Annotated in this window: 26 protein-coding genes; 20 read left to right on the forward strand and 6 right to left on the reverse strand. The window is 70.9% G+C overall.

Translation table 11 applies throughout. The features are described from left to right. The first annotated feature begins 6 nt into the window (after positions 1-6). From ABD817_RS30310 to rfbA, 10 genes are read left to right on the forward strand one after another with little or no spacing between them, the layout of a single operon-like run. A complete protein-coding gene (locus tag ABD817_RS30310) occupies positions 7-738 on the forward strand; it encodes an SDR family NAD(P)-dependent oxidoreductase (RefSeq protein ID WP_344921650.1) in 732 nt (243 codons plus the stop codon). A gap of 1 nt (position 739) precedes the next feature. Then, positions 740-1,078: an antibiotic biosynthesis monooxygenase family protein gene (locus ABD817_RS30315; protein ID WP_344921651.1), complete on the forward strand. Its 339-nt coding sequence runs from the start codon at positions 740-742 to the stop codon at positions 1,076-1,078. An 8-nt stretch (positions 1,079-1,086) separates the two neighbouring features. Further along, positions 1,087-1,422, forward strand: a complete 336-nt coding sequence (locus ABD817_RS30320; protein ID WP_344921652.1) for an antibiotic biosynthesis monooxygenase family protein — start codon at positions 1,087-1,089, stop codon at positions 1,420-1,422. 2 nt (positions 1,423-1,424) lie between these two features. Next, positions 1,425-1,904 carry an anthrone oxygenase family protein gene (locus ABD817_RS30325; protein ID WP_344921654.1) on the forward strand — a complete coding sequence of 160 codons (480 nt, stop codon included), beginning with the start codon at positions 1,425-1,427 and terminating at the stop codon, positions 1,902-1,904. Positions 1,905-1,932: 28 nt separating this feature from the next. Beyond that, positions 1,933-2,670: an SDR family NAD(P)-dependent oxidoreductase gene (locus ABD817_RS30330; protein ID WP_344921655.1), complete on the forward strand. Its 738-nt coding sequence runs from the start codon at positions 1,933-1,935 to the stop codon at positions 2,668-2,670. Beyond that, positions 2,670-3,050, forward strand: coding sequence for a SchA/CurD-like domain-containing protein (locus ABD817_RS30335; protein ID WP_344921656.1), 381 nt, complete (start codon positions 2,670-2,672; stop codon positions 3,048-3,050). The genes ABD817_RS30330 and ABD817_RS30335 overlap by 1 nt, the downstream gene beginning before the upstream one ends. A gap of 5 nt (positions 3,051-3,055) precedes the next feature. After that, the gene (locus tag ABD817_RS30340) at positions 3,056-3,961 is read left to right on the forward strand and encodes an NAD(P)-dependent oxidoreductase (protein WP_344921657.1); all 906 of its coding nucleotides are present in this window, start codon (positions 3,056-3,058) and stop codon (positions 3,959-3,961) included. Next, a complete protein-coding gene (locus ABD817_RS30345; protein ID WP_344921658.1) occupies positions 3,958-4,971 on the forward strand; it encodes a methyltransferase in 1,014 nt (337 codons plus the stop codon). The genes ABD817_RS30340 and ABD817_RS30345 overlap by 4 nt, the downstream gene beginning before the upstream one ends. 3 nt (positions 4,972-4,974) lie before the next feature. After that, positions 4,975-5,835, forward strand: coding sequence for an LLM class flavin-dependent oxidoreductase (locus ABD817_RS30350; RefSeq protein ID WP_344921659.1), 861 nt, complete (start codon positions 4,975-4,977; stop codon positions 5,833-5,835). Further along, positions 5,832-6,704, forward strand: coding sequence for a glucose-1-phosphate thymidylyltransferase RfbA (gene rfbA, locus ABD817_RS30355; RefSeq protein WP_344921660.1), 873 nt, complete (start codon positions 5,832-5,834; stop codon positions 6,702-6,704). Before ABD817_RS30350 ends, rfbA begins: the two co-directional genes overlap by 4 nt. Before the next feature lie 70 nt (positions 6,705-6,774). On the opposite strand, the gene ABD817_RS30360 is transcribed toward rfbA, so the two are convergent. Both ABD817_RS30360 and ABD817_RS30365 read right to left on the reverse strand, forming a co-directional pair. Beyond that, on the reverse strand, positions 6,775-8,877 hold the full coding sequence (locus ABD817_RS30360) for an AfsR/SARP family transcriptional regulator (RefSeq protein ID WP_344921833.1): 2,103 nt from the start codon (positions 8,875-8,877) through the stop codon (positions 6,775-6,777). A 432-nt stretch (positions 8,878-9,309) separates the two neighbouring features. Beyond that, positions 9,310-10,908: an MDR family MFS transporter gene (locus tag ABD817_RS30365; protein ID WP_344921661.1), complete on the reverse strand. Its 1,599-nt coding sequence runs from the start codon at positions 10,906-10,908 to the stop codon at positions 9,310-9,312. Between the two features lie 127 nt (positions 10,909-11,035). Between ABD817_RS30365 and ABD817_RS30370 the strand changes: the two genes are divergently transcribed. The 3 genes from ABD817_RS30370 (at position 11,036) to ABD817_RS30380 (ending at position 14,542) form a co-directional block, all read left to right on the forward strand. Further along, a complete protein-coding gene (locus ABD817_RS30370; protein WP_344921663.1) occupies positions 11,036-11,557 on the forward strand; it encodes a MarR family winged helix-turn-helix transcriptional regulator in 522 nt (173 codons plus the stop codon). A gap of 82 nt (positions 11,558-11,639) precedes the next feature. Beyond that, positions 11,640-12,506 (forward strand): PEP/pyruvate-binding domain-containing protein, encoded by an 867-nt coding sequence (locus ABD817_RS30375; protein ID WP_344921664.1) that lies wholly within the window; start codon positions 11,640-11,642, stop codon positions 12,504-12,506. A 509-nt stretch (positions 12,507-13,015) separates the two neighbouring features. Then, entirely contained in the window at positions 13,016-14,542 is a 1,527-nt protein-coding gene (locus ABD817_RS30380) for a condensation domain-containing protein (protein ID WP_344921665.1), read from the forward strand. A gap of 223 nt (positions 14,543-14,765) precedes the next feature. Here the strand turns inward: ABD817_RS30380 and ABD817_RS30385 are convergent, their stop codons facing one another. Beyond that, entirely contained in the window at positions 14,766-15,716 is a 951-nt protein-coding gene (locus tag ABD817_RS30385) for a sporulation protein (RefSeq protein ID WP_344921666.1), read from the reverse strand. A gap of 263 nt (positions 15,717-15,979) precedes the next feature. Here ABD817_RS30385 and ABD817_RS30390 point away from each other — a divergent pair, with 263 nt between their 5' ends. Next, positions 15,980-17,005: an LLM class flavin-dependent oxidoreductase gene (locus tag ABD817_RS30390; RefSeq protein WP_344921667.1), complete on the forward strand. Its 1,026-nt coding sequence runs from the start codon at positions 15,980-15,982 to the stop codon at positions 17,003-17,005. A gap of 456 nt (positions 17,006-17,461) precedes the next feature. Here the strand turns inward: ABD817_RS30390 and ABD817_RS30395 are convergent, their stop codons facing one another. Continuing rightward, the gene (locus tag ABD817_RS30395; RefSeq protein ID WP_344921668.1) at positions 17,462-18,184 is read right to left on the reverse strand and encodes a TetR/AcrR family transcriptional regulator; all 723 of its coding nucleotides are present in this window, start codon (positions 18,182-18,184) and stop codon (positions 17,462-17,464) included. Between the two features lie 53 nt (positions 18,185-18,237). On the opposite strand from ABD817_RS30395, the gene ABD817_RS30400 reads away from it, so the two are divergent. Next, complete coding sequence (locus tag ABD817_RS30400; RefSeq protein ID WP_344921669.1) at positions 18,238-18,909, forward strand: DUF998 domain-containing protein; 672 nt, start codon at positions 18,238-18,240, stop codon at positions 18,907-18,909. Between the two features lie 273 nt (positions 18,910-19,182). On the opposite strand, the gene ABD817_RS30405 is transcribed toward ABD817_RS30400, so the two are convergent. Further along, positions 19,183-19,698, reverse strand: coding sequence for a GNAT family N-acetyltransferase (locus ABD817_RS30405; protein WP_344921670.1), 516 nt, complete (start codon positions 19,696-19,698; stop codon positions 19,183-19,185). Between the two features lie 1,024 nt (positions 19,699-20,722). Here ABD817_RS30405 and ABD817_RS30410 point away from each other — a divergent pair. The 5 genes from ABD817_RS30410 (at position 20,723) to ABD817_RS30430 (ending at position 23,952) form a co-directional block, all read left to right on the forward strand. Beyond that, positions 20,723-21,277, forward strand: coding sequence for a hypothetical protein (locus tag ABD817_RS30410; protein WP_344921671.1), 555 nt, complete (start codon positions 20,723-20,725; stop codon positions 21,275-21,277). A 15-nt stretch (positions 21,278-21,292) separates the two neighbouring features. Next, on the forward strand, positions 21,293-22,117 hold the full coding sequence (locus ABD817_RS30415; RefSeq protein WP_344921672.1) for a hypothetical protein: 825 nt from the start codon (positions 21,293-21,295) through the stop codon (positions 22,115-22,117). Between the two features lie 143 nt (positions 22,118-22,260). Beyond that, the gene (locus ABD817_RS30420) at positions 22,261-22,761 is read left to right on the forward strand and encodes a methylated-DNA--[protein]-cysteine S-methyltransferase (RefSeq protein WP_344921673.1); all 501 of its coding nucleotides are present in this window, start codon (positions 22,261-22,263) and stop codon (positions 22,759-22,761) included. A 67-nt stretch (positions 22,762-22,828) separates the two neighbouring features. Beyond that, entirely contained in the window at positions 22,829-23,320 is a 492-nt protein-coding gene (locus ABD817_RS30425) for an RNA polymerase sigma factor (protein WP_344921674.1), read from the forward strand. Then, complete coding sequence (locus tag ABD817_RS30430) at positions 23,317-23,952, forward strand: methylated-DNA--[protein]-cysteine S-methyltransferase (protein ID WP_344921675.1); 636 nt, start codon at positions 23,317-23,319, stop codon at positions 23,950-23,952. The genes ABD817_RS30425 and ABD817_RS30430 overlap by 4 nt, the downstream gene beginning before the upstream one ends. Positions 23,953-24,037: 85 nt before the next feature. Here the strand turns inward: ABD817_RS30430 and ABD817_RS30435 are convergent, their stop codons facing one another. Then, the gene (locus tag ABD817_RS30435) at positions 24,038-24,979 is read right to left on the reverse strand and encodes a tyrosine-type recombinase/integrase (RefSeq protein ID WP_344921676.1); all 942 of its coding nucleotides are present in this window, start codon (positions 24,977-24,979) and stop codon (positions 24,038-24,040) included. Between the last annotated feature and the right edge of the window lie 17 nt (positions 24,980-24,996).

The raw sequence follows: 24,996 nt of genomic DNA on the forward strand, positions 1-24,996 counted from the left end.
ACAACCATGGAATTCCGACTCGCCGGGAAGAAGGCGCTCGTCACGGGCGGCACCCGGGGCATCGGCCGGGCGATCGTGCTCGGTCTGGCCCGCGCCGGCGCCGACGTCGTCACCTGCCACCGGCAGGAGGGCGAGGCGGCCGACCTGCTCGCCCGGGAGCTGAAGGAGATCGGCGGCGACCACCACGTGATCAAGGCGGACGTCGGCCGGCTCGACGACATCGAGCGGCTCGCCGAGGAGTGCCGGGCCCGGTTCGGCTCCCTCGACATCGTGGTGAACAACGCGGGCGTCATCAGCCACATACCGTTCGCGGAACTGCCGCCGCAGGAGTGGCGGCGGGTCCTCGACGCCAACCTCACCGGCACCGCCTTCGTCGTGAGCGCCTCGCTCCCGCTCCTGTCGGCGGGTGCCTCGATCGTCAACGTCGGCTCGCGGGTGGCCACCGTGGGGGTGCCGCTGCGCGCCCACTACACCGCGTCCAAGGCCGGTCTGATCGGGCTGACCCGGTCGCTGGCCAAGGAGCTCGGCCCCCGCGGGATCCGGGTCAACGTCGTCGCGCCGGGACCGGTGGAGACCGAGAGCGAGATCCCCGCCCCGGTCAGGGAGCGCTACCAGAACATGATCCCGCTCGGCCGGATGGGGATCTCCGAGGAGGTCGCGAACGTGGTGCTCTTCATGGCCAGCGACCTGTCGAGCTTCGTGTCGGGCGAGACGATCCACGTGGACGGGGGAATCTGACATGACTGCCGAGACCGGCGCGTCCATGTTCCGGGTGATGCTGCGCATGCAGATCAAGCCCGGGATGGGGGGCGACTTCGAGAAGGTCTGGTACCAGGTCGCCGACGCGGTCACCCACCACCCGGCCAACCGGGGGCAGTGGCTCTCCAGGAGCGCGGAGGAGGAGGGCATCTACTACATCGTCAGCGACTGGGCTGACGAGGAGCGCTTCCGGGAGTTCGAGAGGAGCGACCGCCACCTGGAGCACCGCACCAAGCTGCACCCGTACCGGTCGGGCGGCTCGATGACCACCATGAACGTGGTCTACGACATGTCGCGCGAGACGGCCCGGCGGCAATGAGCGACCGGGTGCGCGTCCTCGTCTTCGTCACCGCCGCGGACGCCGGGCCGGAGGCCGTCGAGGGCGCCTACCACCGGATCAGCCGGAGCCTGACCGGCACCCCCGGGCTGCTCGCCAACGAGCTGCTGCGCTCGGTGCACGATCCGGCCGGTTTCGTGGTGATGAGCGAGTGGCGGGACATGGACGCCTTCCGCGCCTGGGAGGAGGGGGAGTCGCACCGCTCGACGACGGCTCCGCTGCGCCCGCTGCAGGACCACTCGCGGGGCGCGTCCTTCGGCGTCTACACCGTCCAGGCCGTCTACGAGAACAGGACCGCGGCGTACGCGGGCGGGGAGAAGGGCTAGGCATGCAGGGCGTGATGGGCGTGACGGGTGTGATGGGCGTAATGGGCACTGCGGCGATGGTGGGCAGCGGCCTGACCGCGGGAGTCCTGTTCTGCGTCGCCCTCAGCGTCGTGCCGGCGCTGTTCGCCCTGCCGCCCGACCGCTACGTGCAGACCCACAAGCTGGTGGGCCGCAACTACGACCCCACGATGCCGCTGATCGTGCTGACGACCGCCGTGGTGGACGTCGTGCTCGCCCTGGTGACGCCGGGGACGGCGCCGCGCTCGCTCTTCGCGGTCGCCGCCGTGCTGATGCTGGGCGTCTCGGTGGTCTCCCACCTGTGCAACGTGCCCATCAACCGGAGGGTCAAGGCGCTGGATCCGGCGGCGATCCCGAGGGACTGGATGGACCCGCGCCCCCTGTGGCGCAGGTGGCACCTGCTGCGAACCGTACTCGCCGTGCTGGCCCTGACCGTCAACGCGGTCGCCGTCGTGCTGACGTGAGGCCGGCGCGGAACCGAACGGAGGAATGATGGAACTAGGGATATCCGGCAAGCGCGTCCTCGTCACGGGCGGGACGCGCGGCCTCGGCAAGGCGATCGTCCTCTCCCTCGCCCGGGAGGGCGCGCGGGTGGTGACCTGCCACCACAGCGCGGGGACGGCGGCCGACGACCTCTCCCGCGAGCTGAAGGAGCTGGGCGACCAGCACCACGTGGTCCGCGCGGACGTGACCGCCGAGGACGAGGTGGAGCGGCTGGCCGGCGTGTGCCGGGACGCGTTCGGCGGACTCGACGCGGTGGTCAACAACGTCGGCGTGGTCGGCGAGGCGCCGGCGGAGGGACTGACGGCGCAGGAGTGGCACCGCGTCCTCGACGCCAACCTCACCTCCCATTTCCTGGTCACCCAGGCGACGCTGCCGCTGCTGTCGGAGGGCGCCTCCCTGGTCTACGTCGGGGCCTCGGCCGCGCTGCGCGGCCGCGCGGAGACCGGCCACTACACCGCCTCGAAGGCCGCGCTGATCGGGCTGACCCGATCACTGGCCAAGGAGCTGGGACCGAGGGGAATCCGGGTCAACACGATCGCCCCCGGGGTCATCGACAAGGGCGAGGGCCTCGGCCCGCCGCCCCAGATGAGAGAGCGCCTGGCGAAGATGACCGCGCTGGGCCGGTTGGGCACCACCGACGACGTGGCGGGCGCCGTGCTGTTCTTCACCGGCGACCTGTCCCGTTACATCACTGGAACGACCCTGAACGTCGATGGAGGAATCTGATGCCGTACGCCGCGATCACCTACCGGGTGAAGCCGGGTCACGAGGACGAGATCGCCGAGATCTTCGCCGGCTTCAAGCGGGTGGGCACGCCCGTGCTGGTCGACGACGACGGAAAGGAGGCGGGCCGTCTCGTGGGCACGGCGGTGTTCATCAAGGACGACCTCATGATCAGGGTCATCCACTACGAGGGCGACCTGATCCACGTGGCCGGGAACATGGCCCGGCACAAGGGCGTGCACGCCCTCGAGGCGAAGCTCGCGCCCTACCTCGCCGAGACGCGCGACACCAGCACCCCCGAGGCGTTCGGCCAGTACTTCAAGAACGCGACGATGCGCTGCATCTCGCAGCTGTCGGCCGACACCCTGCCGGTCGGGGGCTGAGGGAGATGGCCCCTCCACACGTCGCGCTCGTCGGGAGCGGGGCGATGGGCGTGGGAATGGGCCACCGGCTCCTGGAGGCCGGCCACCCCGTTTCCGTCTACAACCGGACCCCCGGCAAGGCCGCCGCGCTGGTCGAGGCGGGCGCCCGTGCCCTGACGACCCTGGAGGCCGCGGCCGAGGCGCCGATCGTGCTGCTCAGCCTGAGCGACGAGATGGCCGTCGAGCAGGTGCTCTTCCAGGCCATGCTGCCCGCCCTGCGGGAGGGCACCATCGTGGTGGACACCACCACGACCTCACCGCTGTACGCGCGGCAGGCGGCGACGCGGCTGTCGGCCGCGGGGCTCGCCCGCGTCGAGGCGTGCGTCCTGGGCAACCCCGTGATGGCGCACACCGGCAAACTGCGGATCTTCACCGCGGGGAGCCGGAAGGACGTGGAGGCCGTCGGCGACCTGCTGGGCGCACTCGGGCAGGAGGCGCGCTACCTGGGCGCCGCCGGCGCCGCCAGCACCATGAAACTGGCCTTCAACCTCCTGCTCGGGGTGCAGACCGCGGCCCTGGCGGAGGCGGTGTCCTACGGGGTGAGCGCCGGGCTCGACCGCGACCTGCTGATCGAGGCGATCGCGAACAGCGGCTTCAGCTCGCCCGTCCTGGCCTTCCGCGCCGGGTTCATGCGCGAGCGCCGCTACGAGCCGGCGGCCTTCAAGACCAGCCTGATGGAGAAGGACCTCCGTCTGGCCGCCAACGACGCCACGGCCAGGGGGATCACCCTGCCGCTGACCGAGGGCGCGGGCGACCTCATGGCCGACGCGATCGCCGCCGGACTGGGCGACCAGGACGCGGCCGTGATCATCGAACTGCCGCGACGGCGGCTCAGCGAGAGTGAACGACCGGAGAACGGAGTCGTCAGATGACCACGCAGACCTCGCGGATCACCGGCCCAGCCGAGATCATCCAACTGGGCAAGACCGCCTTTTGCACGGCCAAAGTGCTTCTCAGCGCCCTCGAACTGCGGGTGTTCGCCGTGCTCGCCGAGCAGCCGCTCACCGAGCCGCAGCTGCGCGAGCGGCTGGACCTGCACCCGCGCGCCTCCCGCGACTTCTTCGACACCCTGGTCGCGCTGGGCCTGCTGGTACGCGACGGGGAACGCTACTCCAACACCCCCGTCGCGGGACGGTTCCTCGACCCGGGGGAGCCGGCCTACGTCGGCGGCTTCCTCGAGCGTTCCGACCGCATCCTCTACCCGGCGTGGGGCGACCTGACCGAGGCGCTGCGGACGGGCAAGCCGAGGGTGGACAACACCTTCCGCGAGATGCTGGAGGACCCGGCCCGGCTGAGCAGCTACCTCGGCATGATGGACGCGCTCAGCACCATGCTGGCCCCGCTGATCGCGAACTCCTTCGACTGGAAGAGCGTCAAGACCTACGCCGACATCGGCGGCGCCCGGGGCAACCTCGTGAGCCGCGTCGCGCGCGAGCACGAGCACCTGTCCGTCCACGTCTTCGACCTGCCGCCCATGGAGAAGCAGTTCCACGCGCACACCGAGCGGCTCGGGGTCGCCGACCGCGCCACGTTTCACCCCGGGGACTTCTTCGCCGACCCGCTGCCCGAGGCGGACGTGCTGACCATCGGGCACGTGCTGCACAACTGGTCCCCGGCCGAGCGGCGCGCGCTCGTCAAGAAGGCGTTCCAGGCCGTCCACCCGGGCGGCGCGCTGATCGTCTACGACCGGATGCTGGCCGACGAGCCGACCGACCCGGAGAACCTCGTGATCAGCCTGGACATGCTGCTGACGACGGAGGGCGGTTCGGAGTACCCGGCCGGGGAGTGCCGCGAGTGGATGGAGGAGGCGGGCTTCACCGTCGAATCCGTCAAGCCCCTGGGCGACCACGACACGCTGATCGTGGCGCGGAAGGCGAGCTGACCCATGGACGTCGGAGTCGGCCTGCCGACGACGGTGCACGGGGTGGACGGGAGCACCGTGCTCGAATGGGCACGGCGCGCCGAGGACGGCGGGCTGTCCTCGCTCGGCGTGCTGGACCGCCTCGTGGCCGGCAACCAGGAACCCGTCGTCACTCTCGCGGCCGCCGCCGCGGTGACCCGGCGGATCAGGCTCGCGACGACGATCCTGATCGCCGCCTACCGGGGCGGGGCCGCGGTCCTGGCCAAGCAGCTGGCGACGGTGGACGAGCTGTCCGGCGGCCGGCTCACGGTCGGGGTCGCCGCCGGCGGGCGCGCGGACGACTTCGCGGCGACCGGGGAGGCGTACGGGAGGCGGGGGCGGCGGCTGGACGCCCTGGTCACCGAGATGCGCGAGATCTGGGCGGGGCAGGGGCCGTACGGCGGCATCGGGCCGAGACCGGTCCTGCCCGGCGGCCCGCCCGTCTGGGTGGGAGGCCACACGGACGCGGCGCTGCGGCGGGCCGCCCGCCTCGGGCAGGGCTGGATCGCCGGTGGCTCCTCCTCGGTCCCCTACCCCGAACTGGTGGCGCGGGCCCGTGCCGCCTGGCGGGCCGAGGGCCGGACGGACCGGCCGCGCATGGTGGCGCTCGCCTACTTCTCGCTCGGCGCGGCGGGGCCGAGGGAGGCCGTCACGCACATGCGCCGCTACTACGCGCAGGCCGGTCCGTACGCGGACCGCGCCGCGGCGCAGACCGTGACGACCGGAAGCGAGCTGCGGCGGACGCTGAAGGAGTACGAGTCCGCGGGCTGCGACGAGCTCATCCTCTTCCCGTGCTCCGGCGACCCGGAGCAGGTGGACCTGCTGGCGGAGGCGGTGAGGACATGAAGGGGATCATCCTGGCCGGAGGGCGGGGAACGCGCCTGCATCCCATCACCCTCGCGGTCTCCAAGCAGCTGCTCCCGGTGAACGACAAGCCGCTGATCTACTACCCGCTGTCGGCGCTGATGCTGTCCGGCATCCGGGACATCTTGATCATCTCGACGCCGGTGGACCTCCCGCAGATCCACCGGCTGCTCGGCGACGGCAGGCAACTGGGCCTGAGCCTCTCCTACGCCGAGCAACCCGAGCCGCGGGGGCTGGCCGAGGCGTTCCTCATCGGGGCCGACCACACCGGCGGCGATCCGGTGGCGCTGGTGCTGGGCGACAACATCTTCCACGGGCACCGGTTCGACGACGTCCTGCAGGAGAACGCGCGCGACGTCGAGGGATGCGTCCTCTTCGGCTATCCGGTGACCGACCCCGAGCGGTACGGCGTGGGCGAGACCGACCGCGAGGGCAGGCTCGTCTCCATCGAGGAGAAACCGGCCAGGCCCCGCTCCAACCGCGCGATCGTCGGGCTCTACTTCTACGACAACGAGGTGCTCGACATCGCCAAGAACCTGCGGCCGTCGGCTCGCGGCGAGCTGGAGATCAGCGATGTCAACCGCGTGTACCTGGAGAGGGGCAAGGCGCGCCTGGTCGACCTGGGACGGGGGTGTGCGTGGCTGGACGCGGGCACCCCGGCGTCGCTGATGCAGGCCGGTCAGTACGTCAGCGCGCTGGAGGCGAGGCAGGGGGTGCGCATCGCCTGCGTCGAGGAGGTCGCCCTGCGGATGGGGTTCATCGACGCGGAGGCCTGCCACCGGCTCGGCGAGCGGCTCGCGTCGTCCGACTACGGCCGGTACGTCCGCGCCGTCGCGGAGGAGTTCCGCTGACCCGCTCCCCATGTCTCGGGCCGGGAAGCCACGGGCTTCCCGGCCCGAGGCGTTCCCTGTGGCGCCGCCCTCAGGACACTTTCCGCGAGTGGTCGCTGTCCGCCCGGTAGGGCTCCTCGGCTCCTTTCGGCGGGCAGGGGTCGACGAGCTGCGCGGCGGTCTGGGTCAGCGTGAGCGCGGGAGGGTGAGTCCTCCTGACGGTCACGTCGACCGGGCCCTGCGGCTCGGCGGCCGTGGTGGGGGCCAGGGCCGCGCTGCCCTTGCCGAGCTCGCTCTCCAGCTTCTCCTCGGCGTAGATGCGGGCCAGCTCGTTGATGGCGTAGACGGTCCCCTCGCCCGCGCCGGCGTCGCCCACCGCGCGCAGGAAGTGCGCCGAGACCAGCCGGGTCAGGAGCGTCTCGGTGGTGTCGATGTCACAGCCGATCGACTGCGCGGCGCTCTCCAGGGTGAACCTCGTGTTGCGCCGCAGGCAGAGCAGCCACAGGGCGCTGCGCTCCCGCGGGTCGAGCTCCCGGTAAATGGTGTCGAACAGATCGTAGATATCGAAGTCAGCGGAATTCAATTCTTTGAGGCGTAGTTCGGGATTGGCCAGCCGGGCCGCCAGTCTCCGGACCGGAAGGGTCGGCGAGGCGGTAAGTCGCGCGGCCGCCGCCCGTACCGCGAGTGGCAGTCCCTCGCAAAAACGCACCACGCTCTCGGCGTTGTTTCTCTCGCGTTCGATGCGCTGCCCGCCCGCCACCGCCGCCAGCAGTCGAACTCCCTCGTCCAGGGGCAGCGGAGCGAGGTCTATTCGATTTCTGCACGAGAATCCGTAAAGCCCGGACCTGCTGGTGATGACTGTCGTGCAGTACTCGCTTCCCGGAAGGAGGGGAAAAACCTGGGCCGCCGACACCGCATCGTCGAGAACGATGAGAACGCGATGCGCGGAACACCAGCTCCGGAACAAATTCGAGCGTTCCTCGGTGCTGTTCGGAAGTTTTTCTCCGGGCATACCGGCAGTGATAAGGAAATTGTAGAGAATCTGGCTCGGGTCCAGGGCCTCACCGTGATTCCCGCGCAGTGTGCAATAAAACTGCCCGTCCGGGAAATGTTGTTTGACGAGGTGCGCCAGATGCACCGCCAGCGCGGTCTTTCCCACCCCCGGCATGCCGGCGATCAGGATGGTCGGCGGTGTGGTGGCCGCCGGCTCCGTCATGGTGGCGGCCGTGACCAGCTCGCCGACGTGGCTCTGGCGGCCGGTGAAGTCCCAGATGTCGGGCGGGAGCTGGGCCGGGCAGAGCGGTGCCCTCGCGTTCCTGGGCTTCTCTGCGGCGCCCGGGACCACGGTGGTCGGCTCGATCGCCGGCTCCGCCTTGGCCGGGCTCGCGGGGCTCTCCGCCGAGAGCAGCGACTGGTGCAGCCGCTGTGACTCCGCGGACGGCTCGATGCCGACCTCCTCCACCAGCGTCGCGCGCAGCCGCTGGTACTCCTCCAGCGCCTCCGAGCGCCGGCCCGAGCGGTGCAGGGCGGTCATCAGCTGCGCGTAGAAGGCCTCGTGGAGCGGATGCACCGAGACCAGGTGTTTGAGCTCGCCCACGACCTCGCGGTGCCGGCCGAGACGCAGGTCGCTCTCGATGCGCAGCTCAAGGGCGCGCAGCCGGCTCTCCTCCAGGGAGGCCACGTAGGCCGACAACAGATTTCCCGCCGCCACGTCCGCCAGCGCCGGCCCCCGCCACAGCGACAGGGCGCGGGCCAGGCTCTCGGCGGCCTGCTCGGGATCGTTCTTCTTCAGCGCCGCCGCGCCCGCCCCCAGCAGCCGCTCGAACGGGTCCAGGTCGAGGTCGTCGGGCTCGACCACCAGCATGTATCCCCACGACTGGGTGCGCAGCACCTCCTCGAAGGAATCGATCTTGTCATTGGAGAGGATCTTCCGTAACTTGTAGATGTAGGTCTGTAGTGTGGAAAGAGCGCTGATCGGCGGGCTTTCCCCCCACAGCTCGTCGATGAGTTCTGCGGTCTGTACGATGTTGTTGCGTCGAAGCAGGAGAAAGGTAAGCACCTGGCGAAGTTTTGGCGCGGTGGGAGTCACCTCCCGGCCGCCGTCGAGAACTTTCAGGGTCCCCAGAACACAGAATCTCATCGCAGACCTGCTCATCGCGCACACCTGGCCTTCTCCGGACAGCCTCTTGAGCATTGCAGGCCGCTTTCTGGCACGTAACAGGCGCGCAGACCTCCCGAAAGCCTGCAGACTCCCCGAAGTCTTCGCTATCCCCGTCGCCGCGCCCACGTTCGCGGCTTGATGCCTACATCAGGAATGATCGATTGGTGTATTCCCTATACGCGGATCACGGTCCCATGTGGCACATGATTAGGATCGTTGAACACGGTGGTAGATTTTTACTGGAAGCTTGATAGAAGACCAGGGAGTTAGGCCCTAATTCCACCCCCAAGGGTAGGGGGGTGAGCGCTGTGTAATTGGTCATGCGGGTTAAGTCATGTCCTTTTCGATATGGGATTGGGATCTTCTTGTTCTTTCGGTCGGCGCCGAGGTGAGATCTCCGGGATCCGTTCCCCCGCCCCGTGCTCGGGAGGGGCCGTCTCAGGCACGGGGCGGGGGACGGAGGTCTCACATCAGGGCCAGTTCCTCTTCGGGGGTGGGGGCCTTGGCGGGGTCGGGCCGCTTGGCGGCGAAGCTCAGCAGACCCGCGACGATCACCACCGCGGCGCAGACCAGCAGGGTCCATCGCAGCGCGCCGACGAAGGCGTGGTCGAAGGTCAGCTGGACGATCTCCCGCATCCGCTGGGCCAGCTCGCCGCTCACCCCGGCGGGCAGCCGCACCTGGTCGGCTCCCGCCTCGGCGCCCCCGGCCGCCGTGGTGATCGCCTCGACGAAGTCCCCGCGATACTCGCTGGGAAGCTGCCCCGCCTGGCGCCGCGCCTCGTCACCGAGTTCGCTGCTCAGACGGTTCTGCAGGACCGCGCCCATCGCGGCGACCGCGATCAGGAAGCCCATCTGGCGGATCGCGTTGAAGGCGCCCGACGCGGCCCCGGCGAACTCCTTCTGCACGTCCTGCATGGCCATCGTGATGGTCGGGGCGAAGGCGGCCGCCTGGCTGATGCCCGCCAGGATGAGCGGCCCGAGCAGCGCCCACCGGCTGGAGTCGGTCTGCGCCATCAGCGCGATGAGCACCAGGCTGATCGGATAGAGGACGAGCCCGGAGATCAGGACGTACTTCCCGCCGATCTTGTCGATCAGGAAGCCCACGACAGGGAAGGAGAACATCATGGCGAGCGCGGTCGGCGCGAGGGTGAGGCCCGCCTGGAGCGCGCTGAGCCCGAGCACCTGCTGCAGGTAGATCGTGAGGGTGAGCGACAGGCCCATCATCCCGAAGGAGACGGCGATGATGACGAAGCTCATCAGGGAGAAGCCGCGGTCCTTGAAGATGCCCAGCGGGAGCAGCGGCTGCCGGGTCCGCGCCTGGGTCACCAGGAACACCACCAGCAGCACCAGGCCGGCCGCGATGACCATCGGGATGGTGAGGAAGGAGGTGATCGTCCCCCACTCGTACCGGTCGCCCTCGAGGAGGCCGTAGGTGATCGCGCCGAGCGCGGCGGTCGCCAGGAGCGCCCCGGTCAGGTCCAGGTGGGGACGCTTGCCCGGACGGATGTCGGGGATGAGGGTGAACGCCATGACGATGGTGACGATGCCGATCGGCACGTTGACGTAGAAGATCCAGCGCCAGGTGCCCTCCGCGACGAGGAGCCCGCCGAGCGTCGGGCCCGCCAGCCCGGCCAGCCCGGCCGTGACCCCCCACACCGCGCTGGGCAGGCCCCGCTTCTCGGGCGGGAAGACCGCGGTCAGGATGGTCAGGGTCTGTGGCGTGATCAGTGCGGCGCCGATGCCCTGCGCGGCGCGGGCGGCGATGAGCTGCCAGGGCTCCTGGGCGGCCCCGCACAGCGCCGACGCGACCGTGAAGACGATCATGCCCGCGATGAAGACGTTGCGTGGCCCGACGATGTCGCCCAGCCGGCCCGCCGTGATCACCAGCACGGCCACCACGAGGATATAGGCGCTCATCACCCACAGGACCTCGGTGATCGTCGCATTCAGGTCCACGAGGATGTCGGGGATGGCGATGTTGACGATCGTGGTGTCCAGGATGGTCATGAAGAAGCCGATGCAGAGGGTCACCATGACGACCCACGGGTTCCCGCGTTTGCTCACTTTTCGCACCTCCTTAGAGGACTCGGATCCCGGAGGGCCGCCTCGGCGGATGCCCGGGAGGGGTGTGTTGCCAGGGAGAACGGTATATGCTTTAGCTATCGATAAGTCTAGTAGTTGGAAATTTTAAATGTCAAAAGAAATCTGGAAGTCCCTGATAGATGAGGTCCAGGTGGCCGTCATGGAGCTGCAGAACGTCTCCGACGCGGTGGACGAGGCCGCGGCGGCCCGCCTGGGGATCAACCGCACCGACATGCGCTGCATGGGATGTGTGTTCGCGCTCGGCCCGATGACGGCCGGAGAGCTGGCCGTGGCCGCGCGGCTGTCCCCCGGCGCGGCGACCATCGCCATCGACAGGCTGGAGAAGGCGGGATACGCGCAGCGGGTCCGCGACATGCGGGACCGGCGGCAGGTGCGAGTGGTGCCGACGCCCCAGGCCGAGCAGGTCGCGAAGGAGATCTGGGGCCAGCTGAGCGAGGAGGACGAAGCGGGGCTGGCCCACCACACCGAGGAGGAACTCGTGCTCATCCGGGACTTCCTGAAGGCCACCGTCAGCCGGCACGCCCGCCAGGCCGACCGCATCCGGCACGGCAAGGTCCTCTCCGAGGGGACCGGCGCGTCGGCGCCGCGCCCCGAGAACCTACGGCCCTAACCCATCCGCGGGCCGGGGTCTGCCGTCTTGTCCGGCCCGCAGCCCCGGCAACGAGAACTCTCACCAGGAGGTGATGATTCGCGTGGCCGGCACAGAGTTCGACGCCGACGAGGGCATTCACTGGCTCGGCACTCCGGCGAGCCTGGATCGGGCGATCGTGGGGGAGGGGATCGCCTGCCTGGCGAGGCTGCGGGACGCGTTCCCGGTGGCCCCCGCCTTCTGCGTGTCGGCCCCGCCCTTCGAGGTGTTCCCACGCGGCGTCCTGGGCCCCTGGCGAGACACCCTGAGCAGGGCCTATCACCGGCTGGGCGAGGTGTGCGGCCTGTACGCGCCCTCGGTGGAAGTGCGCTCGCTCCTCGTCGAGCCGCCGTCGGTACCCTCCTGGGTCGGCCGCCCCTGGACGTTCCTCAACGTCTCCGGCGAGGAGGCGGTGGGCCAGGCGGTGACCGAATGCCTGGCACCGTTCTTCTCCGACCGGGCCCGAGCGCTCCGGCGCCGGTACGGCTGGCCGGAGTCGGTCGTCCGGGAGGTCATCTTCATCCGCCGGTTCAACGACTCCAGGATCTGGGCCACGCTCTCACCCGCCGGCGCCCTCACCGGCCGGCCGGGCGACATCAAGGTCCGGGCGGGCTGGGGGCTGCACGAGCAGTCGGTCGGCCACCCGCTGCCCGCGGACGAGTTCATCGTCAGCGCCCGGCGGGTCGCCCGCAGCCGGATCGCGCTTAAGAAAGACGCCGTGGTCGCCGACATCGGGGGAGTGCAGGAGTTCAGGGTGCCGTCGACGCTGCACCGCGCGGCGGCCGTCCCGGAACCGCTGATCCACCAGATGGCGGACCTCTATCACGCGGTCGCGGCCCACATGGGGGAGCCCGCCGGCCTGGACCTGGTCGCGGGCGAGGCGGGGCTGGAGATCCTCTGGTGCGAGCCTCCCGAGGACCCGCCCCCGTGAGAGAGACGACCGGCGCCGCCTGGCTCACAGTGCCTCCGCCCGCGGTACGGCCGGGACTCGCCTGACCCCCGGCCCGGACGGGCCCGGTCACCGTGTCGCCGCACGGACACGGCCTTTTACGGCGGTCCGAAACGAGCGCGAAACCTTGACGGATTCGGCGCGTGATCTCTAGCCTCGCGAAGCGACCGGCCCGACACGAGATCCCCGGGGGAGCACTCCTCGTCGGCGTCCTGCCGCGGAACCAACGGGAAACGACGTCGCGCGTCCTCTTCGGCGCCGCGACGGGTCAGCGGGAAGGCGCGTGAGATGTCGGTGTCTCTGGTAGACGAGCGGGGCGGGGAGCCCTTCACCCGGTGGGGGATGGGGAGCACCGGGCGGGTGGGCGCCGGGAGCCGGGGCCACGCCGCGTCGCCTGTGTCGCCTGTGTCGCCCGCGTCGCCCGCCGTCCGGTTCCGCGGCCCGCTCGACGCGACGGCGTCACCCGTGGCCGAAACGATCGTCCGATCCCGATGACGACCGGCCACGCGTCGCGGCGTACGGTCGTCGTGGAGTTCGCCGGCGCCCGGGGCGGGGAGGCCCCGCTCACCTGGGGACAGTCGTCGATCTGGCGGCTGACCACCTGGCGTGCCGAGGGCGATCCCTACTTCAACATCTCCTGGACGTTGCCGGTGTACGGCAGGCGCGATCTCGAGGCGGTTCTGGGGGCGGTGCGGCGGCTGTTCGAGCGGCACGAGACGTTGCGGACGAACTTCCGGCAAGGGCCTGAGGGCATGACGCAGCATGTGGCGCGGACGGGACGGGTGATGGTCGAGGTCGTGGAGGTGGGGGAGGCGGGTGGCCTGTTCAGGCCGATGACGGTGGCGCGGGAACTGGCCGGGAGACTGGCGGCGGAGGTGTTCGATTACGCGGTGGAGTTGCCGGTGCGGTGTGCGGTGGTGATGGTGGGGGGCCGGCCTCGGGCGGTGGCGTTCGGGTTGTCGCATCTGGCGGTCGATGGTGGTGCGCTGGATCTGCTGGCGGCCGACTGGCGTGATCTGCTGGCCGGTTGTGAGGGGCCTGATCCGGTGTGGCAGCCGATGGATCAGGCGCTTTTCGAACGGGAGGGGCCCGGGGCGGCGCGGGGAGAGCGGGCGTTTCGGCATTGGCGAGGAGTGCTGGAGCGGGCACCTGGCTCGATGTTCGACTATCCGCCCTACCCGGCGGAGGAACCCAGGTTCATCCGGGTCCGGATGGAGTCGGTCGCGCTCGGGGTGGCGGCCGATACGCTGGCCGCGCGATGGCGGGTGAGTTCGGCCAGTGTGCTGACCACGGCGAGTGCGGTGTTGCTGTCGGCGCTGACCGGGCATCGGCGGATCGCGATGCAGCTGATCGCTGCCAACCGGCACGACGCGCGGATCGGCGGGCTGGTGGGCCCGGCCGCCCAGGACGGGATCTTCGCGTTGGACCTGCCCGGCGGGACTCTGGCCGAGGCCACCCGCGTGGGGCACCGGCAGGCGCTGACCGGCTATCAGCACGCGCTCTACGAGCCGTTCGAGATGATGGAGCTCCGGGCTGAGCTCGGCCGCGAACGAGGCGGCCCCATCGACCTGTCGGCCTACTTCAACGACGCGCGAAGCACCGGCGACTGGCCCGAGCTGCCCGCGGTGGAGCCGCCGGGGGACCCCGCCGCGATCGCCGCGCTCACCGAGCGGACCACGTTCTCCCTCACCGGCTCCTGGACGGAGGTGGACGCCACGGCACAGTTCGCCACCGGCCAGGCCAGGCACACCTGCGAACTCTCCCTGCTGGCCGACACTGCCTACCTGCCCCGGGCCACGGTCCACGCGCTGTTGCGCGCGATGGAGACCCTGCTGGTGCGCGCCGTCGCCGAGGACGTCCCTCTCGACACCGTCGCCGCGCTGTGCGACCTCACCCCGGTCGAACGCCCCGACGGCTGGGACCGCTCCGCGCCCGATCCCGTTCCCGCCGAGGCGGGGGAGACGGCGTGGGCGCCGACCTCGTCCGGGCCCGTCGCGGCCGGGACGGCCGACCGGTGAGCGAACCGGACCGGCGGGCCGCGATCCCGGGCCCGCTCCGCAGTCCCGCCGTTCCGGCTCGCGGAGGCGGCGGAGACGTCCGGCGTCGGCGTACATGGCGTACATCGGGTGCCGGTCGCCGGAGTGGACGCCGAACCCGTGACGACGGTCCGTCCCGCGACGTCGCGGGACGGGCCGTCACCGTCCTGGGGCGCGCGGGCTCATCGGGTGAGTCCCGGCGCGGTCACTCCTCCTCTTCTCCCTCGTCCTCGAAGATCTCGTCGACGACCTCGGCGGCGACGAAGCCACCGGCCACCCCGGCCGCGACGCCGCCCCACCCGGGACCACCCCGCTCGTGATGGCCGTGGTGGGAGTCATGGTGGGCGTACGGGTCGTGACCGCCGTACGGGAAACCGCCGTGCGAGCGCTGGGCCAGCGCGGCCAGCCAGCCGTTGATCTCCGAGGCCCAGTCGCGGTGCGCCGCCTCCTGGTGACCGGCCTGCCAGCGGCCGAAGGCGTCCCCCCCGGAGCCGTGGCCGCCGGAGCGCTTGTCGGCCTCCAGCACGATGTCCAGACCGGCGGGGCCGGCGACGAAGGTCAGCTCGACCTCGTTGACCTGCCCGGCGTAGGCGGGCGGCGGGTAGAACTCGATCTCCTGGTAGAACGGCAGCCGCTGGCTGAGGCCGTAGATGTGGCCCCGCTCCACGTCGGCGCCCTTGAACTGGAAGCCGAGCCGGACGAAGGCGTCCAGCACGGCCCGCTGGGAGGCGAGCGGCTCGATCTCGACCGGGTCCATGTCGCCCTTGTCGATGGCCGCGGCGATCGCCAGCTCGGTGCGCACCCCCATGGCCATGCCGTGCAGGTGCTGTCCGGCGATCTCGGTGACCGGAGTCTCCCACGGCACCGGGAACTGGAAGGGGACGACCTTGTCCTCGCCGCTGCGCAGCCGGAACGCTCCGGAGACCTGCACGCGGTGGAACTCCACCAGGCCGACCTGCTCACCCTCGCCGTGCTCGGATTCCAGCCGGGTGACCAGTCCCAGCGCGATGTACTCGATGTCGGCGTCGAAGTCGCCGCCCTTGACGCGTACCTCGCCGCTCAGCGGCTCGCCGGGCCGCGTCCGCGGGGTGGCCAGGACGGTGTCCACCGAGGGCGCTCCGACCCCGAAGGCTCCCAGCATCCGTTTGAAGATCACGGTTTCCTCTCCTCGTTCACGTGCGTGTGCTGTGACCGCACGTCAAACGATCACCATGGGGTCGCGGTTCCCTCCGGAGCGGATCGGCGGGTAAAAAGTGCTCCTCACCTGGGGCCCAAGCTCTCGTCGGCGTCCGCGATGCCTAATTCGTGCCGATCGCGACGGCCGGTCCGTGCTTCCCGGCGGGCGCGCGGCTTCTCCCCGCGCGAGCCGGTTCGGTGAATTCGCCGCCACCGGCCCGTACGTGAGAGACCATGAGCAGAGTGCGGATCGGAATCTTCCTGGTCGCGGCGGGTTTCCCCGGCAGGCCGCAGGGACGGGTGCTGCGCGACTGCGTGGAGGCGATCGCGGTCGCGGAGGAGTCGGGGTTCGACGACGCCTGGATCGCCGAGCACCACTTCATGTCGTACGGGGTCTGCCCGTCGGCGGCCACGCTGGCGGCGGTGGCGCTGGGGCGTACGCGGACGATCGGGGTGGGGACGGCCGTGAGCGTGCTGTCCACGCGGCACCCGGTGGCGCTGGCCGAGCAGGCGGCGATGTTGCACCACCTGTCCGGCGGGCGTTTCACGCTGGGGGTCGGCAGGGGCGGGCCCTGGGTGGACCTGGAGGTGTTCGGCACCGGCCTGGCGAGGTTCGAACACGGCTTCGCCGAGTCGCTCGATCTGCTGTGCCGGGCACTGGGTCAGCACACCGTGTCGGCCGAGGGGGAGTTCTTCCGCTTCCGCGAGGTCGCGATGGTACCGGCGGCGTCGATGCGGCCCGTCGTGGCGTGCACCTCGCCGGGGACGGTACGGCTGGCGGCCGGGCGGGGACTGCCGATGCTGCTCGGCATGCACATGGACGACGCGGACAAGGCCGCGATGCTCGCCGGTTACGACGCGGCGCGTCCGTCCGCGCCGGGAGCCGCTCCGCCGCTTCCACCGGACGCGGACGCGGGCGCGGTCCGGCATGTGGCCGCCGTCGTCGGGTACGTGGCCGACTCGACGAAGGTGGCCGTGCGGGAGTTGAGGACCGCGATGCCCCGCTGGCTGGAGCCCGGCCTGGCGGGGTACGTGCCGGTGGACGGCCGGCGGCGGCCCGCGCGGGACGTGGGGGAGTACGTCGGCTTCCTGACCGGCGTCCATCCGGTGGGTGACGCCGACCGCTGCGTGGAGACGATGAGGCGCACCCGCGAGGCGACCGGGCTCGAACACCTGATCCTCATGGTCGAGGGTGCGGGCGAGCACGCCCGCACCCTGGAGAACATCCGAAGGCTGGGCGCCGAGGTGCTGCCGAGGCTGAGGGGCTGAGGGGCCACGACAACCGCCGGGCGGGCGAATGCCCTTATTAATCTACATTGTAAAGGCGCGCGATCGGCTTCAAGATCATTTGCAAAAGGGCAAACCCAGCCACCGACGGCCTACGCGTCGAGGGCTTCGGTGTCGCGACGGGCGAGGGTGCGGATGTGGGCGATGAGTTCGGGGGCCGTCGACGCGGAAGTCCATCATCAGCATGCTGAGGTAGATGGCGATGGTCTCCAGGGCGTCGGCACCGGTGACAAGGACACTCGTGTGGGAGTCGACGGCCTCGACGACGCCGACGGCGGGGTTGATGCGGGCGATCACGGTTTCGGCGGGGGCCAGGACGGTGACGCGGGCGTGCACCTTCCAGCCGGTCCGCGCGACGTCGCGCAGGACGAAGGCGACGAGGTCGGCGCCGGGCAGGAGGGAGGAGCGCGCGGCCCGGCGTGCGGGCGCGCGTCGGGGTCATCGCTGCCGAGGTCCCTTTCCCGCCAGGCGGACGGCGATTCCGTCGAGAACGTGTTCCAGGCCGGTCTCGAACTGCCATCGCAGGTCGTCCTTGCGGGTGGCTTCGCGGGTGTAGCGTTCGAACTCGGGGTAGCGGCCCGTGTTCAGCAGCCAGCCCATCTGGGCGGAAAGGCCCGTCCTGGTCTCGTCGCCGGTGGCCCAGCCCCGGTCGCTCGCCAGTCGCCGTAAGCCGACCTCCGCGGCGGTGGCGCCGTGCACGTAGGCGGTGACGGTGCGGAAGACGGTGATCGCCGTGTCGACGTCGAGGTCCGTTTCGCGCAGGGCGGCGAGCGTTCGCTCCGCGAGGGCCATCCGGTTGGGCGTCAGCTCGTACGCGGCCTGTGCCGTGGAGAGCTGGGTGAGCCACGCGTGCTTCAGTACGAGGGCGTGGACGCCGAGGGCGAGTGCCCGCATGGTCTCTCGCCAGCCCGCGTCGCGTGGGACGTCCACCTCGCCGTACACGAGGTCGACCATCAGCTCCACGACGTCGTCCCTGCCCGACACGTGACGGTAGGCGGCCATCGGGCCGACGCCCAGCTCGGTGGCGAGGCGCCGCATCGTGATGGCGTCGAGCCCGTCGGCGTCGGCGATGTCCACCGCCGCCCTCGCGATCCGGTGGGCCGACAGGGTGGGCCGGGCGCTCTTGTCGGCTCGTTCGAGCCGCTCCCAGAGGGATGTCACGTCTCTTCCTCCCAGGAATGTGTACAACGTATTCTTCAGTGTACGTTGTATCCGTGACTATACATCGTACGCGCGTTTCCCTCCTGGCCCTGGGCGCGGCAGGACCGGTTCTCTTCGTCGCGGCCTACCTCGTCAACGGCGCTACGCAACCCGGCTACAGCTCCTGGCACGACACGATCAGCGTGCTCGCCCTGGCCCCCCGCGGCTGGATCCAGATCGCGAGCTTCCTGCTCTACGGCGTGCTCACCCTGTGCTTCGCCGAAGGGCTCAGGCGTTTCGCCGCGATCGGCAGGGGAGGGTTCGCGCTGCTCGTCATCGCCGCGTCGGGCCTCATCGTCGCGGGCCTGTTCCCGACCGACCCGATCCTCGGATTCCCGGCCGGCGAGCCCAGCGTCGTCTCGCCGGGGGGCACCCTCCACAACATCGGCGCCCTGGCGGCGTTGCTGGGGCTCCCGGCCGCCGCCCTCGTCACGGTACGCCGCCCGTTGCGTGGCTGGGCCGCCTTCTCGGTCGCGGCCGGTGTCCTCTCCCTCGTCGCGGTCGCGCTGTTCTTCGCGACGGTCGCGGCCTCTCCCGACGGCGGGGACTCGCCCGCCGGGCTCTTCGAGCGGCTGCCGACCCTCGTCATGGGGCTCTGGCAGGTCACGTTCGCGCTTCGGACCCTGGGCTCGCGGGAGGTTCCCCGTGCGGAGCGGCCGGTCGTGCCCGCCGAGCGGGAGGTGTGACCGGGAACGCCGCCCGCGGGCCACGCACCGGCCCCGCGAACCCCTCGGCCGGTGCGTGGCCCGGCGACCGGCCTTTCCCCGCCGGTACGGGGCGACGGGCCTGGCGGGGTTTCCGGTGATCGAGGAATACCGCTGACCCGATCACCGGAAACCCCGGCTCATCCCCGTGCCGCGCCGTTCGCCGGCAGGCTCTGAGCCTTGTCGTTCAACCCGCGCGTCGTCGCCGGACGGCGAGGGCTTCGCCGATGTCGTGACGCCGGGCGCGCGGGGTGGCTACGGCCGGTCCGGTGACGTGGCGTGATACCTGGCGGTGTTCTGCTCGGGATCGGTGCTCGCCAGCCGGAACCCGGCCTTCTCCAGGACCCGGATCGACGGCGGGTTCGACAGTTCCACGTTGGCGTGGACCGTGTGGACGCCCGGCGCGGTGAAGGCGTACCCGGTCAGGGCGCGGGTGGCCTCGGGGGCGTAGCCGCGTCCTCGCCGGGAGGGCACGACGCCGTACCCGATCTCCAGGGTGCCGTCGTCGGGCGGCCAGAACAGGCCGATCGATCCGACCACCAGGCCGCTGTCGCGTTCGACGATCTGACGGTGGCCGTAGCGGCCCAGCCACGCGGGGTACTCGGCGAACAGGCCGGCGATGACGTGGTCACCCTCGGCGGGGAAGTCCTCGGCCCAGTGGGCGGGCCGGGGGCCCTCCAGGACGGCGGTGACCTCGCCGGGGGTCCATGGCCGCAGGGCGAGACGGTCGGTGATCAGATCGGTGTCGGTCACCGAGAAGGAAGAAGACATGGAAGACTCCTGGTCGTTCGGACGGACCCGGTCGGCGGCTCTACGCTCGCGCGGACCGGACGGGGGCATGCTGAAGACGGCCGCTGGCAGCCATATTCATCAACCTCCCTCGTCACGAAGTGATCAGGCGTCTCTCGCCGCCGCGAGGCTAGCGCCCTCGCGGCCGTGCGGGCAAACCGGTTTTCGGTGGACAGGCCGAGCGGGCCGTCTTCCTGCGGCGCGTCCTCACCGACGCCCGGACCGGCCCCGGCCCGGTCATCCTCCAGGGCTTCCTGCATCGTCATTCGCCGTTAGGGGTGGCGGGGCGAGCGGGACGGAGACCGGCACCTCGCCCCCGTCGGTCTGGATGTCACGTGCCGCCTCGGTGCGCGCCATTCGGGCGGCGAGCAGTTTCGTATAACTCCGGGACGGGCGCTGTTCGGTCGCGCGACCGGCGAACCAGAGAAATCCCGGCTTGGGCCGGGACGGATTCGCCCTCGGCCGCCGATTCTTCGAACGTCGCCATGAAAGGAGGGTGGCAGGTGGTAGCGACGCCCGCACCGGAATTACGCCGGAGGTGGTTCCCGGGGCGAGGGGCGGCGCCGAACGCGTTTCGCTAACTTTCATGGTAATTGCGACAATTCATGCTTTTGTCGGAGTTTTTCGCTGCCGCACACAGCGGTGTGCCGACGGTGGACGGCCTGGCCGGAGCGTCGATCGCGCGGGCGTCGCCCGGCCCGCCGACGTCGCCGACAGTCCGGTATGCGGGCATTTGCTGACTTATTTCAGGCTTGCAGAGAATTATGCTCAAAAATCCTGCTAAACCAATTATCTGGCGAACCGGTGGGATGCATGTGAAATTGTGCGCCATATGGTAACGAAACACTGCTTAACAATTTTAATTTTCTTGACACGATAGAACGTCAATGACACGTTTGTTTATGCTGCGCGCCGATCGAATTCAGCGGTGTGCGTATTCCCAGCCGCCGGACAGAGGGCGCGCGGTAGTCCCCGATCATGTTCGACTCAGCTCGGAGGTGTGGTCATGCGTCACTCTTTTCGTACGATCTCCACGACGGCCGTCATCGTGGGCGCGGTGCTGTTCGGGATGTCGCAGTCCTCGGCGATCGCGGCCCCGGCGCGATCCGCGCCGCCCCCCGCCCCTGCGCCCGCTCCCGCGCCCGCCCCCGCCGGGGGTGAGGCGAGCTCGAGGAACACGAGTTCTTCCACGAACAGCCGGTCGACCTCCTCGGTGTGCTACTTCGAGACCAGGGGCGACTACGTCCACGTCTCCAGCTCCGCCTTCGAGGCGTCCGGGCACGGCTGGTGGGTCAACGGTAACTGCGACGCCACGCTGGCGGTCGTCACGGTGCAGCTGCAGCAGTATTACGCTGACGGCAGCTGGAGAAACGCCGGCACGGTGGGCAGCGCGACGGTGAGGTCCGGCGGCGGGGCCGGTAACCGCGCGACCGGCCGCGCGGGCTGCGTCAACGGCAGCCTGACCGGGTGGCGTAGCGTCGTCGACGTGGACCTGGTCGGCCTGCCCGACGACCCGGGCAAGCTCGTCACCCCGGCACGCAACATCTACTGCAGGCGGTAGTCCGAAGGGGGCGGCGTGAGTATCAGGCCCGACAGCACCATGCTCGTGGCACTGTACGGCGAGCTGGTGCCGCACCCGTGGCGAGATCCTCTCGCCGCCTCCTCCGACGCCTACAGCCTGTTCGTCGCGAGGTCGTCCGCGCTGGGATGGCTCACCGAGGCCGTGGAGGACGCCTCCGGCGGCCTGTGGGGTATGAACGACGCCGGGCAGGACCCTGTCGCGGCTGTCGCGGGATCACGACCGGCACGCGTCGCGTGGTTTCAGGTGTCGTTGACCACGCCGGTCCCGGCGGACCGTCCGTTGCCGGTGCAGGCGTTCCTCTCGTGCGCGGGCGACGTCGTGGCCCGCCTCGGCACTCCGCGCCTGCGGGCCGTTCAGGTCCTGCTGCCCGTGCAGGGCCTCGACGCGCCCGCGGACGCGTCGTCGCGCAGGAGCGCGGTGATGACCCTGCTCCAGGACGCCGGGTGGTTCGCCGACGCCGACCCGGGCCTGCGAACGCGGGTGCGGGTGACACTGGACGGCGGGCAGGATCCGTCCATCCGCTCGGCGGCGCCCGAGATGCTCCGGTGGATACGAGAGCTCGATCAGGACGTCTTCTCGTGCGACTCGGTCTCCGTGACCGACGACGACGATGTGGTCCTGGAGCCCGCCGTCGTCGACGAGGTGTGGCTCGGGCCCGCCCGCCACCGGGCCACCTTCCAGGCCACCCTGGCCGAGTGGTCGCTGGAGGCCCTGGGGTGGCTGGCGGCCCTCCTCGCCGACGCGGGTTCCCGGCACGGGGTCGGCACCCCGCTGATGTTCACGGCCGCCCCGTCCGGCTCCTCCCCGGGGCGGGCGTGAACACCGCGGACGGGCGAGAGGGGACGGGCGGTTCGGCGTCCGACGATCTTCGCGGACCGGCCTCACGTTTCCCGGCCGCCAGACGTCTTCAGGGTGTGAGGGGCCGCACCGGCGGTCCCGCAGCCCTGGAAGGGACGAGTGACATGGCCAGGACCCACACCGTCATCGCGTCGCCGCTGGGTGACCTGACCGCGGTCGCCGAGGACGGCGTGCTGTGCGGGCTGTACTTCGAACGGCACCTGCGCGGCCCCGTGCCGCAGGAGCGGGGAACCTACGACGAGTCGGGCTTCGAGGAGGTGCGCCGCCAGCTGGGGGAGTACTTCGCCGGTGAGCGGACCCGCTTCGAGCTCCCCCTGGCGCCCCGGGGCGACGAGTTCCAGCGGCGGGTGTGGCGGCTGCTGGAGGAGATCCCCTTCGGCGAGACCCGCTCGTACGGGGATCTCGCGCGGCGGCTGGGCAACGTGTCGCTGGCGCAGGCGGTCGGCGCCGCGAACGCCCGCAACCCGCTGAGCGTGATCGTGCCCTGCCACCGGGTGGTGGGCGCGGACGGCGGCCTGACCGGCTACGCCGGGGGCCTGGAGCGCAAGCGGTTCCTGCTGGACCTGGAGGAGCCGGCCGACCGGAAGGCGGCGAGGCTGTTCTGAGCGGCGCCCCCCGCCTCGGGAGCCCGGCCTCCCCGCGGACGCGACCGGTTCACGGCAAGGTGTGAGCATGCGACCCTTCGAGCAGATCGTGACCGACTACGGGCCGATGGTGCTGCGCGTGTGCCGGGCGGTGCTGGGGCCACAGGACGCGGAGGACGCCTGGTCGGAGACCTTCCTGTCGGCGCTGAAGGCGTACCCGGACCTGCCGCCCGAGGCGAACGTCGAGGCGTGGCTGGTGACGATCGCCCACCGCAAGGCGATCGACGTCACCCGCGCCGCCGCCCGCGGGCCCACTCCGGTGGAGACACTGCCGGAGCGCCCCAGCCGCATCGGCCGGCCCGAAGACTGGGACGGTGATCTGTGGCGGGCGCTCAGAGCACTACCGGCCCGGCAGCGCCAGGCGGTGGCCTACCACTACCTGGCCGGGCTGCCGTACCGGGAGATCGCCGCCCTGCACGGCGGGAGTACCGATGCCGCACGCAGGGCGGCGGCCGACGGCGTCAAGACCCTGCGCACCACCTATCCGCGACCGGACGAGCAGAGGGAAGTGGCCCGATGACCACCGAATCCGACCCGCGGGGCGGGCAGCTGTTCGCGGCGCTTCCCGTCCAGGACGCCCCCGCGATGGACCGGCTGCGCGGGCGGCTCGCCGACCGGGCGCAGCGCGAGGGGATCCTGGACGTCGCCTACCGCACCCTGGAGACGCCGGTCGGGACGCTGCTGCTGGCCGCCACCGCCCAGGGCCTGGTGAGGGTCGCCTACGCCGTCCAGGACCACGACGCCGTGCTCCGGCAGCTCGCCGAGAGCATCAGCCCTCGCGTCCTGGCCGCCCCGGCCCGGCTGGATGAGACGAGCCGTCAGCTGGAGGCGTACTTCGCCGGCCGGCGGACCCGGTTCGACCTTCCGCTGGACTGGCGGCTGTCGAAGGGGTTTCGCCGCGAGGTGCTCAGGTGCCTGGGGGAGATCGGCTACGGCCACACCGAGAGCTACGCCCAGGTCGCCGCCGCCGCGGGCAGCCCCCGGGCGGTCCGCGCGGTGGGCAGCGCCTGCGCCACCAACCCGCTGCCCGTCGTCGTGCCCTGCCACCGGGTGGTGCGCTCCGACGGCGCCGCCGGGGGGTACGCCGGGGGAGCCGACGCCAAGCGCGCCCTGCTGGCCCTGGAGAGGGCCCGCGCCGGCGGGGACCGGTGACGCGCGGTCCTTCATCGTCTCGGCCGGGCGCCGGGCGGACACGGCCCGGAACTCCTATAGCTCCGGCCAGCCGCCACTCGGTTGATCAGTGGGTACGGCGGCGGGGTGCCAGGACCTCGGTGACCTTGGCGATGGCTTCGGCGCCGGGTTTGACGTAGCGCATGGCGGTGCGGGGGTTCTTGTGCCGGGTCTTGCCCATGATGAGCTGCAGCGGGACTTCGGCCTCGCCGAGGTGGGTGGCCGCCGAATGGCGCAGTTGGTGCAGGTCGAGCCCGGCGTACTTCTCCAGCAGGACGCGGGCGCGGTCGTAGCCTAGGCGGGCGCGGCCGGTGTGTGGGCAGATGTCGGCGGCGGCCGGGCGGCGGGCCGGGACGGGACGCCGTTCGGACAGGAACAGCGGGCCACGAGTGCGTGCGCTGCCCTCCGGCAGTCGCAGCAGCCGAGGCAGCAGATGCGCGGTCCCGCTGTCCCAATACACCCACTCGGTGGCGCCGCCCTTGGAGCGGACGGGGGCGCGGCGGTGCTCCAGGTCGAGGTCCTCGACGTTCAGCGCCAGGATCTCGGCGGCTCTGGCCGCTGTTTCATAGAGCATTCGCCACAGCGCCCGCTCACGCAGCGGGATGTCGCGGCGTGACAGCAGTCGGTGGATCGTCGTCTTGCCCACCGCGCGAGTCTCATCGGCGGTTTCTTTGCGGCGTTCGGCCTCAGCCGGGACCGACGGCGCGGCCCAGTGCTTCTTGGCCTGGCACCAGGACAGCCAAGAGGTGACGGCGGCGCGGTTGCGGTTCCAGGTCGCCGGCGCGCTCGCGCCCCACAACTCTCCGAGTGCGGCGCCGATCTCGGTGTCGGCAACTTCGGCGAGCGGCCGGTCGCGGCCGAGCCGGTCGATGGTGCGGTCGATGGCGGAGGCGTAGGCGCGGTGGGTGTTGGGGTTGGCCGTGCGTGGGATCGCGAGAAAGGCGTCGGCGGCCGCGGCGAGCGTGACGTTTCCGCCGCGCAAGGCGGCGACCTTCGGCGCGGCGCTCATGCACGCCGCCGCGCGAC

The organism is Streptosporangium oxazolinicum, assembly GCF_039537505.1.
GTDB lineage: Bacteria > Actinomycetota > Actinomycetes > Streptosporangiales > Streptosporangiaceae > Streptosporangium > Streptosporangium oxazolinicum.